At 73.3% G+C, this 12,848-nt stretch carries 11 protein-coding genes; 4 read left to right on the top strand and 7 right to left on the bottom strand.

Annotated elements, in window-relative coordinates; all coding sequences use genetic code 11:
- Nucleotides 1–28 precede the first annotated feature (28 nt).
- Both EST92_RS11325 and EST92_RS11320 read left to right on the top strand, forming a co-directional pair.
- Complete coding sequence (locus tag EST92_RS11325) at nucleotides 29–571, top strand: cysteine dioxygenase (protein ID WP_129280808.1); 543 nt, start codon at nucleotides 29–31, stop codon at nucleotides 569–571.
- Nucleotides 568–1,044 carry a rhodanese-like domain-containing protein gene (locus EST92_RS11320; protein WP_254068770.1) on the top strand — a complete coding sequence of 159 codons (477 nt, stop codon included), beginning with the start codon at nucleotides 568–570 and terminating at the stop codon, nucleotides 1,042–1,044. Before EST92_RS11325 ends, EST92_RS11320 begins: the two co-directional genes overlap by 4 nt.
- Here the strand turns inward: EST92_RS11320 and recX are convergent.
- The 4 genes from recX to EST92_RS11300 form a co-directional block, all read right to left on the bottom strand.
- Nucleotides 945–1,601, bottom strand: a complete 657-nt coding sequence (recX, locus tag EST92_RS11315; protein ID WP_129280807.1) for a recombination regulator RecX — start codon at nucleotides 1,599–1,601, stop codon at nucleotides 945–947. The genes EST92_RS11320 and recX overlap by 100 nt on opposite strands.
- Nucleotides 1,602–1,607: 6 nt before the next feature.
- A complete protein-coding gene (gene recA / locus EST92_RS11310) occupies nucleotides 1,608–2,729 on the bottom strand; it encodes a recombinase RecA (protein WP_129280806.1) in 1,122 nt (373 codons plus the stop codon).
- Nucleotides 2,730–3,044: 315 nt separating this feature from the next.
- A complete protein-coding gene (locus EST92_RS11305; RefSeq protein WP_129280805.1) occupies nucleotides 3,045–4,280 on the bottom strand; it encodes an AI-2E family transporter in 1,236 nt (411 codons plus the stop codon).
- Between the two features lie 116 nt (nucleotides 4,281–4,396).
- Entirely contained in the window at nucleotides 4,397–4,591 is a 195-nt protein-coding gene (locus EST92_RS11300) for a DUF3046 domain-containing protein (protein WP_129250994.1), read from the bottom strand.
- Between the two features lie 234 nt (nucleotides 4,592–4,825).
- On the opposite strand from EST92_RS11300, the gene EST92_RS11295 reads away from it, so the two are divergent.
- Nucleotides 4,826–5,749: a hypothetical protein gene (locus EST92_RS11295; RefSeq protein WP_129280804.1), complete on the top strand. Its 924-nt coding sequence runs from the start codon at nucleotides 4,826–4,828 to the stop codon at nucleotides 5,747–5,749.
- Nucleotides 5,750–5,753: 4 nt separating this feature from the next.
- On the opposite strand, the gene EST92_RS11290 is transcribed toward EST92_RS11295, so the two are convergent.
- From EST92_RS11290 to EST92_RS11280, 3 genes are read right to left on the bottom strand one after another with little or no spacing between them, the layout of a single operon-like run.
- Complete coding sequence (locus EST92_RS11290; protein ID WP_129280803.1) at nucleotides 5,754–6,062, bottom strand: AzlD domain-containing protein; 309 nt, start codon at nucleotides 6,060–6,062, stop codon at nucleotides 5,754–5,756.
- Nucleotides 6,059–6,874, bottom strand: coding sequence for an AzlC family ABC transporter permease (locus tag EST92_RS11285; RefSeq protein WP_254068773.1), 816 nt, complete (start codon nucleotides 6,872–6,874; stop codon nucleotides 6,059–6,061). The genes EST92_RS11290 and EST92_RS11285 overlap by 4 nt, the downstream gene beginning before the upstream one ends.
- A gap of 28 nt (nucleotides 6,875–6,902) precedes the next feature.
- Nucleotides 6,903–7,868, bottom strand: a complete 966-nt coding sequence (locus tag EST92_RS11280) for an AraC family transcriptional regulator (protein ID WP_129280801.1) — start codon at nucleotides 7,866–7,868, stop codon at nucleotides 6,903–6,905.
- 147 nt (nucleotides 7,869–8,015) lie between these two features.
- On the opposite strand from EST92_RS11280, the gene EST92_RS11275 reads away from it, so the two are divergent.
- The gene (locus EST92_RS11275) at nucleotides 8,016–12,791 is read left to right on the top strand and encodes a DEAD/DEAH box helicase (protein ID WP_129280800.1); all 4,776 of its coding nucleotides are present in this window, start codon (nucleotides 8,016–8,018) and stop codon (nucleotides 12,789–12,791) included.
- Nucleotides 12,792–12,848 lie beyond the last annotated feature (57 nt).

The following is a 12,848-nucleotide window of genomic DNA, read 5'->3' as shown; positions in this document are numbered from 1 at the left end:
CTCTTCGCGATCATTCAGGACGGTTTCCGTGCCCGACGTACGTACCCCTGCGCACCCGCATGCCTCCGACCGTGACGGCGGACCGAGCGCAGCCGAACTCCTCGACTTCGTCCGCCGCAGCGCGGCGGACCCGGCGCTCATCGCCTCGCTCCCGCTCGACCCCGAAGGCCGTACCTGGATCCGGCTGGCCGGGCCGGCCGGCAGCGAGGCGTGGCTGATCGGCTGGCCGCCCGGCACCGGTACCGGCTGGCACGACCACGGCGGCTCGTACGGCGCCTTCGCGGCCGCCTCCGGTGAACTGACGGAACAGTCGCTCGCCGCCCCGCTGCCCACCGAGGGCTGGACGACGCTGGAACTCGCCGAGGGCGTGGACCGTGAGCGCAGGCTCGGCGACGGCCGCGGCCGGGCGTTCGGCCCGCACCATGTGCATCAGGTGCTCAACACCTCCCAGGACACCCATGCGGTGTCGGTGCACGCCTACTACCCGCCGCTGCCGCTGATGCGCCGCTACAGCCGCACCGGGGCGGTCCTGCGGGTCGAAGCGGTCGAGCAGCCGGAGGAGTGGACATGAGCGCGGTCGACGAGCTGCTGGCGCGGGCCCGGCGGGAACTGGGGCACCGGGTCGGGCCCCAGGAGGCCGCCGCGGTCCAGGAGGCCGGCGGACTGCTGGTGGACATCCGCTACGCGGAGCTGCGGGAACGGGACGGCACCATCCCCGGCGCGCTGATCGTGGAGCGCAACGAGCTGGAATGGCGGCTCGACCCGACGGGCGAACACCGCGCCCCGGAGGCAACACACCACGATCTGCCGGTCGTCGTCATCTGCAACGAGGGCTACGCATCGAGCCTCGCGGCCCTGTCCCTCCGCCACTTGGGCCTGCACCGGGCAACCGACCTGGCAGGCGGATTCCAGGCTTGGCGGAGGGCGGGGTTGGGGGTGGGTCCTCACCCCTCCGGCAGACAGTGCTGGTCCAGAAGTTCCGGATCCTCACCCTCCTCTTCCAGTGCCTGCTTGACGACGCGAAGGGCGAGCCCCTCGCCGTAGCCCTTGCGGGCCAGCATTCCGGCCAGGCGGCGCAGTCGCTTTTCGCGGTCCAGGCCCCTGGTGGCCCGCAGCTTGCGGTCGACCAACTCACGGGCGGTGGACTCCTCCTGTGCGGAGTCGAGGCGGCCGACGGCCTCCTCGATGAGGGTGGAGTCCACCCCCTTGGTGCGGAGTTCGCGGGCCAGCGCGCGGCGCGCCAGGCCCCGGCCGTGGTGGCGGGAATCCACCCAGGCATCGGCGAAGGCGGCATCGTCGATCAGCCCGACATCCTCGAACCGGGACAGCACCTCTTCCGCGGCCTCCTCGGGGATGCCCCGCTGCCGCAGGGCGTCCCCGAGCTGTTTGCGGGTCCGCGGGCTCCCGGTGAGCAGGCGCAGGCAGATGGCCCGCGCCTGCTCCTCGGGCGTACGCGGCGGTCCCGACTCGGCCCTCGACGAGGAGGGACCACCGCTGTCCGTATCACCACGACGGCCCCTGCGGCCGCTACGGGTCTCGGCGTCGCCGGCAGCGCCGCGGGGGGCATCCCCGCTGTCCGGCCATTCCGTTCGCCGTGTCATGGCGGGCTAGCTCTTGGCCGCGGCGGCCTTGGAACCCTTGGCGGCCTTCGCCGCCGGTGCCGGAGCCGCGGCGGCCGGTTCGCCCGCCGCCACCGCGGCGTCCGCGGCCGGGTCCGCCGCCGGGTCCTGCGGCTTCACACCGATGCCCAGCTTTTCCTTGATCTTCTTCTCGATCTCGTTGGCGAGATCCGGGTTGTCCTTGAGGAAGTTGCGGGCGTTCTCCTTGCCCTGGCCGAGCTGGTCGCCTTCGTAGGTGTACCAAGCGCCGGACTTCCGGATGAAGCCGTGCTCCACACCCATGTCGATCAGGCCGCCCTCACGGCTGATGCCCTGGCCGTAGAGGATGTCGAACTCGGCCTGCTTGAACGGCGGGGAGACCTTGTTCTTGACGACCTTGACGCGGGTACGGTTGCCGACCGCGTCCGTGCCGTCCTTGAGGGTTTCGATGCGGCGGATGTCGAGGCGCACCGAGGCGTAGAACTTCAGCGCACGGCCGCCGGTCGTGGTCTCCGGCGAGCCGAACATCACGCCGATCTTCTCGCGGAGCTGGTTGATGAAGATCGCGGTGGTCTTGGACTGGTTGAGCGCGCTGGTGATCTTGCGCAGCGCCTGGCTCATCAGCCGGGCCTGGAGGCCGACGTGGGAGTCGCCCATCTCGCCCTCGATCTCGGCCCGCGGCACCAGGGCGGCGACGGAGTCGATCACGATGAGGTCGAGCGCGCCGGAGCGGACCAGCATGTCCGTGATTTCCAGGGCCTGCTCGCCGTTGTCCGGCTGGGACAGGATCAGGGAGTCGGTGTCCACACCGAGCTTCTTGGCGTACTCGGGGTCGAGGGCGTGCTCGGCGTCGATGAACGCGACGGAGCCGCCGGCCTTCTGGGCGTTCGCGACGGCGTGCAGGGTCAGGGTCGTCTTACCGGAGGACTCCGGGCCGTAGACCTCGATGACGCGGCCGCGGGGGAGGCCGCCGACGCCGAGCGCGACGTCGAGGGCGGTGGAGCCGGTGGGGATGACCTCGATGGGCTCCTTCGACCGCTCCCCCATGCGCATCACGGCGCCCTTGCCGAATTGCCGTTCAATCTGTGCGAGCGCGGCGTCCAGTGCCTTCTCGCGGTCGGTGCCTGCCATGGGTTCCACCCGATTTGCTTGAGTCGATCGCTTCACGTCCATGACGCTAACGCCTGCCACTGACAATGCGCCCGGACCCGGCTCCGGCCTGTGGATAACTCCGCGGAACACCCGAGGACACAGGCCCGATCTCCAATGAGAATGGATGTTCGATTTTGGTGTCAAGCAGCACCCCGGCACCAGCTGCCGACACCATGTCGCACCGGTCTGGCCGGCCCCACACCCCGGCGTCCCTGCGGCGGCCCCCTCGCCTCCCCGCGGCCGGACGCCCATGGCCGGGCGAACCCGTCAAGGGTCCGCCCCGCGCCGGAGCCGTCAGCGGGCTCCCTGCCCCTCCCCCTGGACGCCCTCCGTCCCCTGGTCCTCCAGCGGGGACGACGGCTGGTCGGCACGCAGGGTCCGCCGGACCCGGGCCAGGGCACTGACACCGCGCCCGCGCCTGCCGCGGACCCGCAGATCGTCGGTGACCTCGTACCGCTTGACGTACGCACCGAGGAACGCCTGCAGCGTCGCTGTCGCCGGGATCGCGATCAGTGCGCCCACCGCGCCCATCAAAGCCGTACCGGCGACAACCGATCCGAAGGCGACGGCGGGATGGATGTCCACCGTCTTGGCGGTGATCCGCGGCTGCAGGAGGTAGTTCTCGAACTGCTGGTACGTCACGACGAAACCGAAGACCCACAGCGCGTACCAGGGGTTGACGGTGAACGCGAGCAGGATGGGCAGCGCGCCCGCGAGATACGTGCCGATGGTCGGGATGAACTGGGAGACCAGCCCCACCCACATGCCCAGCGCCGGGGCGTACGGCACGCCGAGGACCTCCAGCAGGACGTAGTGCGAGACACCGGAGATCAGTGCCATCAGCCCGCGGGAGTAGAGATACCCACCGGTCTTGGCGACCGCGATCTCCCAGGCGCGCAGCACCTCCGTCTGGCGATGCGGCGGAAGCACCGAGCACAGCGCACGGCGCAGCCGGGGGCCGTCGGCGGCGAAGTAGAACGAGAACAGGGCCACGGTCAGCAGGTTGAACAGGCTGCCCAGCACCGTCGCGGAGACGGCCAGGACATTGTTGGCGCTGTCCTGGACGTACTTCTGCAGCCAGTCGGACTTGAGCAGATTGTTCTGCACCTCGACCCGCGACAGATGCGTGTGCAGGGTGTTGTTGATCCAGCTGATGAGGGAGTCCAGGTACTGCGGGAACTCCTCCACCATGGTCGTGATCTGCCCGGCGAGCATGGAGCCCAGGAGCGCGAAGAATCCCGCAGCGGCGACGAGGATGCTCAGGAAGACCAGGCCGGTGGCCAGTCCGCGCCGCATGCCCCGGGCCGCCATCCAGTCGACGGCCGGTTCGACGGCCAGCGCGAGGAAGAACGCGATCAGCACATTCAGCAGCAGGGTGATCAGCTGGTGGAATCCCCAGGTGGCGAGCTGGAAACAGGCCACCAGGGCGAGCGCCAGCACCATGGCGCGCGGCAGCCAGGGCGGCATCCGTGTATCGGGCCGCTCCTCGGGGCGTGGGACGTCGTTGCTGATCTCATCTGGCTCAGGCACGGAGCCAAGTGTCGCGCACTGCTGTGACATCCCGGGCCCGGGCCCGGGCGGCCCGGCCGCAACGGGCCGCTGCCGGACCCTTGCCGCCCAGGTCAGGGGGCGCATCCGCCGCCCGCTCAGCGCTTCTCGGGCGGCACGTCCATCACCGAGCAGACCACCCGCCACACCTCTTTCGCGCTCCACCCCGCGTCCAGCGCCTCGTGCACGGTCCGGCCGCCGAGGCCGGACATCACGTGATCACGTGCGAAGGAGTCGGCGTACGCCGGACCGAAGTGGTCCGCCATCCGCTCCCAGAAGATCGTCAACCGCATGAATTCCGCTCCGTACCCACTCTGATCTGCACTTTTCCATCCCCTCGCGCCCCGTACGGCCGTACGGAGTCCTCCGGGCCTCCCGCCTCGCCCTGCACCAAGCATCCATCAGCCGGTCCGGGCGCCCGCCCGGCGGCCCGCAGGCCGTCAACCGCAGGCCTTCCGAATCCGTCCTGGGAGGGCACCGGTGCGCGAGCCGGTCCCCGCCGGGCCTTTCCGCCTTACGGTCAGGCCATGGCCGACAACGTAAGCCCACCCGCGACCCCTCTGGCGCGCGCCGAGCGCTTCATCTGGCTGACCGCCCGGGTGCTCGAGCAACGGCTCTTCGAGTACCACTTCCTCGGCGGCGGGCCCGACCCGGTCGAGACCGCACTCGCCGCGTACCGCAACGACGACGACGGCTTCGGTCATGCCCTGGAGCCCGACCTCCGCGGCCCGGTCAGCCAGCCGCTGCACACCGCGCACGCCCTGAAGGTGCTCGATCTGATCGGCCGCTGCGACGGCCGCCAGGTGGAGCGGATCTGCCGCTATCTGACGAAGGTCTCCACCCCCGAGGGCGCGCTGCCGGCGCTGCACCCCTCTCTGCGCGGCTATCCGGCCGCGCCCTGGATCCCGGTGGTCGACGATCCGCCCAGCGCACTCCTGGCCACCGGCCCCGTGGTGGGGGTGCTGCACCGCAACGAGGTGTGGCACGCCTGGCTGTTCCGGGCCACGGACTACTGCTGGGCGGCCGTGGAGTCGCTGGAGGAGACCCATCCGTACGAGGTCGAAGCGGCGGTGGCCTTCCTGGACGGCGCCCCGGACCGGCCCCGGGCGGCCGCCGCGGCGCAGCGCCTCGGCCGGCTCGTACGGGAGCAGCAGCTGGTCCTGCTGGACCCGGAGCAGGCCGCGGATGTCCCGGTGGCGCAGGGGTACGCCCCCGGGGAACATCACCTGGCGTACGACTTCGCCGCCGCCCCCGGCTCGCTGGCCCGCAGCTGGTTCACCGACGGGGAGATGGACCGGGCGCTGGACCACCTCGCCGCGCTCCAGGAGCAGGACGGCGGCTGGCCGGTCAACTGGCGGGTGTGGGCACCGGGGACGGCGCTGGAGAGCCGCCCCATGGTGACGCTCAAGGCGCTGCTGACCCTGCGGGCGTACGGGCGCCCCCTGGGCTGAGCGCTCAGCCTCCCAGTGCCCGTACCCCCGCGGTGACGATCACCGCGACCCCTACGACCAGGAGGAACGGCGCCCGCAGGACGAGCGCGAGGGCCGCGGCGGCCATCCCCGCGGCCTTGGCGTCGAGCATCAGATGCCGGCCGTCGCTGAAGGTCTGCTGGGCGGTGAGCGCGGCCAGCAGGGCCACCGGCAGCAGGGCGGCCAGCCGTTTGACGAGCGGGCGCTCCAGTACGCCGGCGGGCGCCGACAGACCGAGGTACTTGACCAGGTAGCAGCCGACGGTGGTGGCGGCGATCGCGATCCAGACGTTCATGCCCGGTCCTCCCCGCTGGTGCGGCGGATCTGCGCGGATCCGTCCTGGGGCGCGGTGTCGTCCGGGCCGGTGCCGGACCGCTCCGTCCCGTGCGTCTCCTCGGTGCGCTCCCGTCGCCCCTGTGCCAGGAGGACGGCGGGTGCGGCGAGCGCCGAGATCAGCACCGGTACGCCGGTGGGCAGGAGTGGCAGCGTCACCATGACGAGCACCACGGCCAGCCCGGCCGTGAGCCGCTCGACCGTGGTCGTGAGCTTGGGCGCGAGCAGCGCCAGGAAGACCGCGGGGCCGGCCGCGTCCAGCCCCCAGGCATCGGTGTCACCGAGCGCTCCGGCACCGAGGGCGCCGACGAGGGTGGTGAGGTTCCACAGGACGTACAACGTCAGCCCGGTGACCGTGAAGCCCAGTCGGGCGGTGCGCCGGTCGGGCTGCGCCAGGGCGACGGCGGAGGTCTCGTCGATGACCCAGTGGGCGGCGAAGGGTTTCACCGTCGCCCGGTAGCCGAGGACGGCGGACAGCCGCAGCCCGTAGAAGGCGTTGCGCGCGCCCAGGAAGAAGGCGCCGGCCGCGGCGGTGAGCGGGTTGCCGCCCGCCGCGAGCGCGCCGACCAGGGCGAACTGCGACGCCCCGGTGAACACCAGCAGGCTGAGCGCGCAGGTCTGCAGGAGGCTGAGCCCGGCGCCGGCCGAGGCCACGCCGAAGGCGAATCCGGAGAGGCCGACGGCGACGCCGACTCCGAGCGCGTCCTGGATGACGGCGGAGTCGGGTTTCGCGGAGGCGGCCGGCGGCTCCGCGGCCCGCCCCGGGGTGCGTATCTGTGTCTGTTCTGCCACGCCCCGCACCTTAGGAGCGGGCGCCCTCGGCGGTCTTGTACGTTCTTGCGTCCCAGGCGGGCTGCCCGCCACCGGCGGCCCCCGTGCCGCCCGGCGGTGCCGTGCGCTCCCTGCGGTACGCACCCGGTGGCACCCCGACGATCCGGGTGAAGTGCCGGTTGAGGTGGGGCTGATCGGTGAAGCCGACGGCGACGGCCGCGTCGGCGGGAGCGCTGCCCGCTTCCAGGAGCCGGCGGGCCCGGCGCACCCGGGCATCGGTGAGCCAGGTGTGCGGCGGCATCCCGTAGGCGCTGCGGAAGGCCCGCAGCAGCGCGAACGGGCCGGTCCCGAGTTCCTCGGCCAGCCGCTCCAGGGAGGGCGGGTCGGCCATCCGCTCCTCCAGGACGGTCCGCGCGCGGGCGGCGGTACGGGCGCCGGCACTGCGGGGGTGGCGCACCGGGAGCGGGCCTCCGTAGCGGCGCAGCAGCCGGGCGACGAGGAGCCGCAGCAGGCTGTCGGCGGCGAGCGCGTTACCGGCCTCGGCGGCCCGGTGGATCTCGGTGATCATGTGGCCGAGGTGCGGGTCCTCGGCGACCGTCTCGTGGAACCCCGCGGTGCCGCGCAGCCCCGTGGTCTCCTCGGCGATCTCGGCGACGACGCCGGAAGAGGGGTAGAGCGTGGCGTAGGTCCAGCCCTCGGGGGCACCCGCCCGCGCGGTGTGCGCAACCTCCGGGTTGATCATGATGATGCCGCCGTGGCCGGCCCGGACGGTCCCCTGCTGGAGCCCGACCTCCTCGATGCCGGAGGTGACCGCGCAGACGACGTACCCGTCGTGGGCATGGCGGGGGAAGGAGTGCCGGACATAGCGGGCGCGCAGCAGATCGAGGCCGGGCAGCCCCGCGTACCGCCAGTGACGCGCCCACTCGCCGCCCGCCCGCGGCACGGCGCCCGCGCCGGGGCCGCCGTCGGCCGCACCGTCCCCGCTGACCATGACCATGCCGTCATTCTGCGTCCGGCCCGGAGGTCGCCGGTCTGCACGTCCGAGGGGTGGACGGCCGGACGGCGGGCGCCTCGACGGCCGGGAATCCACAGGTGACAGCGGGCGGGGACCGCGTTGTCAGTGGTCCGGTGCACGATGGGGGACATGGTCAAGGCAGCGCTCGACTCGTTCTCGCCCGCGACCCGCGGTTGGTTCGCCGGGGCGTTCAGCGCGCCCACCGCCGCGCAGGAAGGTGCCTGGCAGGCGATCGGCGCGGGCTGTGACGTCCTCGTGGTGGCACCGACGGGATCCGGCAAGACGCTCGCCGCCTTCCTCGCCTCCCTGGACGCGCTGGCGAGCGCTCCCCCGCCCGCCGAGCCGAAGAAGCGCTGCCGGGTGCTGTACGTCTCGCCGCTGAAGGCACTGGCCGTCGATGTCGAGCGCAATCTGCGCAGCCCGCTGACGGGCATCCGCCAGGAGTCGGTCCGCCTGGGACTGCCGGAGCCGGACATCACGGTCGGCATCCGCTCCGGGGACACCCCGCCCGCCGAGCGCCGGTCGCTCGCCAACCGCCCGCCGGACATCCTCATCACGACCCCCGAGTCGCTGTTCCTGATGCTGACGTCCTCGGCCCGGGAGGCGCTGGCGGGCGTCGAGACGGTGATCGTGGACGAGGTGCATGCCGTCGCCGGCACGAAGCGCGGCGCGCATCTGGCGCTGTCCCTGGAGCGGCTGGACGAGCAGCTGGACCGCCCGGCGCGGCGGATCGGGCTGTCGGCGACGGTCCGCCCGGTGGAGGAGGTGGCCCGCTATCTGTCGCCGCGGCGCCGGGTGGAGATCGTGCAGCCGCCGTCCGGGAAGCGTTTCGACCTCTCGGTGGTCGTCCCGGTGGAGGACATGGGCGAACTGGGCGGCTCACCGGTCCAGGAGGGCGAGACCGGCGAGAAGCCGTCCATCTGGCCGCAGGTCGAGGAGAAGATCGCCGACCTCGTCCAGGCCCACCGCTCGACGATCGTCTTCGCCAACTCCCGCCGCCTGGCGGAGCGGCTGTGCAACCGCCTCAACGAGATCGCCTACGAGCGGGCGACGGGAGAGGTCCTGCCCGAGCACCACTCCCCCGCGGAGCTGATGGCGGAGGCCGGCGCCGCCAAGGGTGCGCCGCCCGTGCTGGCCCGTGCCCACCACGGCTCGGTGTCCAAGGAGCAACGCGCCCAGGTGGAGGAGGATCTGAAGGCCGGCCGGCTGCCGGCCGTGGTCGCCACGTCCAGCCTGGAGCTGGGCATCGACATGGGCGCGGTCGATCTGGTCGTCCAGGTGGAGTCCCCGCCGTCGGTGGCGTCCGGGTTGCAGCGCGTCGGCCGGGCCGGGCACCAGGTCGGCGCGGTCTCGACGGGCATCGTCTTCCCCAAGTACCGCGGCGACCTGGTGCAGGCGGCCGTGGTCACCGAGCGGATGCGCTCGGGTTCCATCGAGGCGCTGCGGGTGCCGGCCAACCCCCTGGACGTGCTCGCCCAGCAGCTCGTGGCCATGACCGCGATGGACACCTGGGACGTCGAGGAGCTGCTGGCCGTCGTCCGGCGGGCGGCCCCGTTCGCCGCGCTCCCCGAGTCGGCGTTCACGGCCGTACTGGACATGCTCGCCGGCCGCTATCCCTCCGACGCCTTCGCCGAACTGCGGCCGCGTCTGGTGTGGGACCGCGTCGCACAGACCGTCACGGGCCGTCCCGGAGCCCAGCGGCTGGCCGTCACCTCCGGTGGCACGATCCCCGACCGCGGCCTGTTCGGTGTGTTCCTGGCGGGCGGCGACTCCGGGAAGGGCGGTGGTGGGCGACGGGTGGGAGAGCTCGACGAGGAGATGGTCTACGAGTCCCGCGTCGGCGATGTCTTCACGCTCGGCACGACGTCCTGGCGCATCGAGGACATCACCCGTGACCGGGTGCTGGTCACCCCCGCCCCCGGGGTTCCGGGACGGCTGCCGTTCTGGAAGGGCGACCAGCTCGGCCGCCCCCTCGAACTGGGCCGGGCGCTCGGCGCGTTCCTCCGTGAGGTCGGCTCGCTCGGCCCCGAGGAGGCCGGGGCCCGGCTGTCCGCCGCCGGGCTGGACGACTGGGCGGTGTCCAATGTGCTGAGCTATCTCGCCGAGCAGAAGCAGGCCTGCGGCCATGTCCCCGATGACCGCACGATCGTCGTGGAGCGGTTCCGCGACGAGCTGGGCGACTGGCGGGTGGTCATCCACTCCCCGTTCGGCGCGCAGGTGCACGCCCCCTGGGCGCTGGCACTGGCCGCCCGTCTCACCGAGCGCTACGGCATGGACGCCCAGGTGATGCACGCCGACGACGGCATCGTGCTGCGGCTGCCCGATGCCGATCTGATGGGCCTCGACCTCCTCGACGGCGACGCCGGTTTCGACCCGGCCGCCGACCCGGGCCTGCACACCCGCGGCACGGAGTACGACCCGGAGCAGTCCCCGGTGGGAGCCGCCGATGTCGCCTTCGACCACGGCGAGGTCGACCAGCTGGTCACGGACCAGGTCGGCGGGTCCGCGCTGTTCGCCTCCCGTTTCCGTGAGTGCGCCGCCCGGGCCCTGCTGCTGCCGCGGCGCAGCCCCGGCAAGCGCACCCCGCTGTGGCAGCAGCGTCAGCGGGCCGCCCAACTCCTTCAGGTGGCCAGTGAGTTCGGGTCGTTCCCGATCGTGCTGGAGGCTGTTCGGGAATGCCTCCAGGACGTCTTCGACGTACCGGGCCTGACGGAGCTGATGCGCGACCTGGAGGCCCGCCGGGTCCGCCTGGTGGAGGTCACCACCCCCGAGCCGTCCCCGTTCGCCCGCTCGCTGCTGTTCGGCTATGTCGCCCAGTTCCTGTACGAGGGCGATTCGCCGCTCGCCGAGCGCCGCGCCGCCGCGCTCTCCCTGGACTCCCGGCTCCTCGCCGAGTTGCTGGGCCAGGCCGAGCTGCGTGAGTTGCTGGATGCCGAGGTGCTGGCCGAGCTGGAGCGCGAGCTGCAGTGGCGCACGGAGGACCGGCGGGTCAAGGACGTCGAGGGGGTCGCCGATGTCCTGCGGCTGCTGGGCCCGCTGACCGACGCCGAGCTGACCGAACGCGGCGCGGATCCGGCATGGGCCGGGGAGTTGGCCGCCGCCCGCCGCGCCCTCCGGGTGCGGATCGCCGGCGCCGACCACTGGGCCGCCGTCGAGGACGCCGGCCGGCTCCGCGACGCCCTGGGCACGGCGCTGCCGGTCGGCGTCCCGGAGTCGTTCACCGAACCGGTCAAGGACCCGCTCGGCGATCTGCTGTCCCGGTACGGCCGGACCCACGGCCCGTTCACCTCCGAGCAGGCGGCCGCCCGCTTCGGCCTGGGCACGGCCGTCACGGACGGCGCGCTGCACCGCCTCGCCGCCGCCGGCCGGGTCGTCCAGGGAGAGTTCCATCCCGCGGGCATCGGCCAGGAGTGGTGCGACGTCCAGGTGCTGCGCAGGCTGCGCCGCCGCTCGCTGGCCGCCCTGCGCGAGGAGCTGGAGCCGGTGCCGCCCGCCGCGCTCGCCGCCTTCCTCCCCCAGTGGCAGCACGTCGGCGCCCCGCGTCCGGCCCCGGTGAGCGGCGCGCCGGCGGTGTCCGGCGGCGCGTCGCACGGTCTGCGCGGCATCGACGGCCTGGCCCGCGCCATCGAGCAGCTCCAGGGCGCACCGGTGCCCGCGTCCGCCCTGGAGAAACTGGTGCTCCCATCCCGCGTCGGCGGCTACACCCCTGCTCTGCTGGACGAACTCACCGCCACCGGCGAGGTGGTGTGGGCCGGCGCCGGCGCCCTCCCCGGGAAGGACGGCTGGCTCTCCCTCCATCTGGCCGACACCGCCCCGCTGCTGCTCCCGCCGCCGCTCCCGCTGGAACTGTCCGCGCTGCACGAGTCGTTGCTGACCGCCCTCGCCCCCGGATACGGCCTGTTCTTCCGCCAGCTCGCCGACCAGGTCCGTGCCACCACCCACCCCGATGCCACCGACCCGCAACTGGCCGACGCGCTGTGGGAACTGACCTGGTCGGGCCGGCTGACCAATGACACCCTGGCCCCGCTGCGCGCCCTCCTCGGCTCGGGCCGCACCGCCGGCTCCACCGCCCATCGCGCCCGCCGCGCCACTCCCCGGGGTCGTTGGGGACACCCCACGGGCGCGGGCCGCGGCGGCCGCCCCACCGCCTCCCGGTCCGGCCCGCCGACCGTGGGCGGCCGCTGGTCGCTGCTGCCCACGACCGAACCGGACCCGACGCACCGCGCCCACGCCCTGGCCCGTACGCTCCTCGACCGCCACGGCATCGTCACCCGCGGTGCGGTCGCCGCCGAGGGCGTCGAGGGCGGCTTCTCCGCGGCTTATCGCGTACTTGCCGCCTTCGAGGAGTCCGGGCAGGCCCGCCGCGGCTACGTGGTGGAAGGGCTGGGCGCCGCCCAGTTCGCGATGGACGGCGCGGTGGACCGGCTGCGCGCGGTCAGCACCCAGCGGGAGCGCACCGCCGATGCGGCGCCGCCGGACGGCGGCCCGGCGCCGTCCCGGCGCGGCGGCCCGCAGCGCGCCGTCCTGCTGGCCGCCGCGGACCCCGCCAACGCCTACGGCGCCGCCCTGCCCTGGCCCGAGCCGCCCGAAGGGTCCACCCACAAGCCCGGCCGCAAGGCGGGCTCCCTGGTCGTCCTGGTCGACGGCGAGCTGACGCTCTACATGGAGCGCGGCGGCAAGACCCTGCTGGTCTGGCCGCTCGGCCATGACCCGGCCCGGGCCGCCACCGAGCCGCGCCTCCAGCTCGCCGTCGAGGCCCTCACCGACGCCGCCCGCGCCGGCGCCCTGGGCACGATCACCACCGAACGCATCAATGGCACCGCGGCGCTCACCTCCCCCTTCGCCGCCACCCTGGAGTCCGCCGGCTTCCACCCCACCCCACGGGGCCTGCGCCTACGGGGGTGACGCGCGCGGCGCCGCACTACCGCCCTTCCCGGAGTCGCCGCCCGCCAGGAACACACC

Source organism: Streptomyces sp. TM32 (assembly GCF_004122755.1).
GTDB classification, from domain to species: Bacteria; Actinomycetota; Actinomycetes; order Streptomycetales; family Streptomycetaceae; genus Streptomyces; species Streptomyces sioyaensis.
This window is presented reverse-complemented; position numbering and strand designations above follow the sequence as displayed.

What these genes read in the sequence shown, in the direction of transcription:
- EST92_RS11320 (WP_254068770.1), top strand. Translation starts at nt 568, where the DNA reads ATGAGCGCGGTCGACGAGCTGCTGGCGCGGGCCCGGCGGGAACTGGGG.
- recX (WP_129280807.1), bottom strand. Translation starts at nt 1,601, where the DNA reads ATGACACGGCGAACGGAATGGCCGGACAGCGGGGATGCCCCCCGCGGC.
- recA (WP_129280806.1), bottom strand. Translation starts at nt 2,729, where the DNA reads ATGGCAGGCACCGACCGCGAGAAGGCACTGGACGCCGCGCTCGCACAG.
- EST92_RS11300 (WP_129250994.1), bottom strand. Translation starts at nt 4,591, where the DNA reads ATGCGGTTGACGATCTTCTGGGAGCGGATGGCGGACCACTTCGGTCCG.
- EST92_RS11295 (WP_129280804.1), top strand. Translation starts at nt 4,826, where the DNA reads ATGGCCGACAACGTAAGCCCACCCGCGACCCCTCTGGCGCGCGCCGAG.
- EST92_RS11290 (WP_129280803.1), bottom strand. Translation starts at nt 6,062, where the DNA reads ATGAACGTCTGGATCGCGATCGCCGCCACCACCGTCGGCTGCTACCTG.
- EST92_RS11280 (WP_129280801.1), bottom strand. Translation starts at nt 7,868, where the DNA reads ATGGTCATGGTCAGCGGGGACGGTGCGGCCGACGGCGGCCCCGGCGCG.
- EST92_RS11275 (WP_129280800.1), top strand. Translation starts at nt 8,016, where the DNA reads ATGGTCAAGGCAGCGCTCGACTCGTTCTCGCCCGCGACCCGCGGTTGG.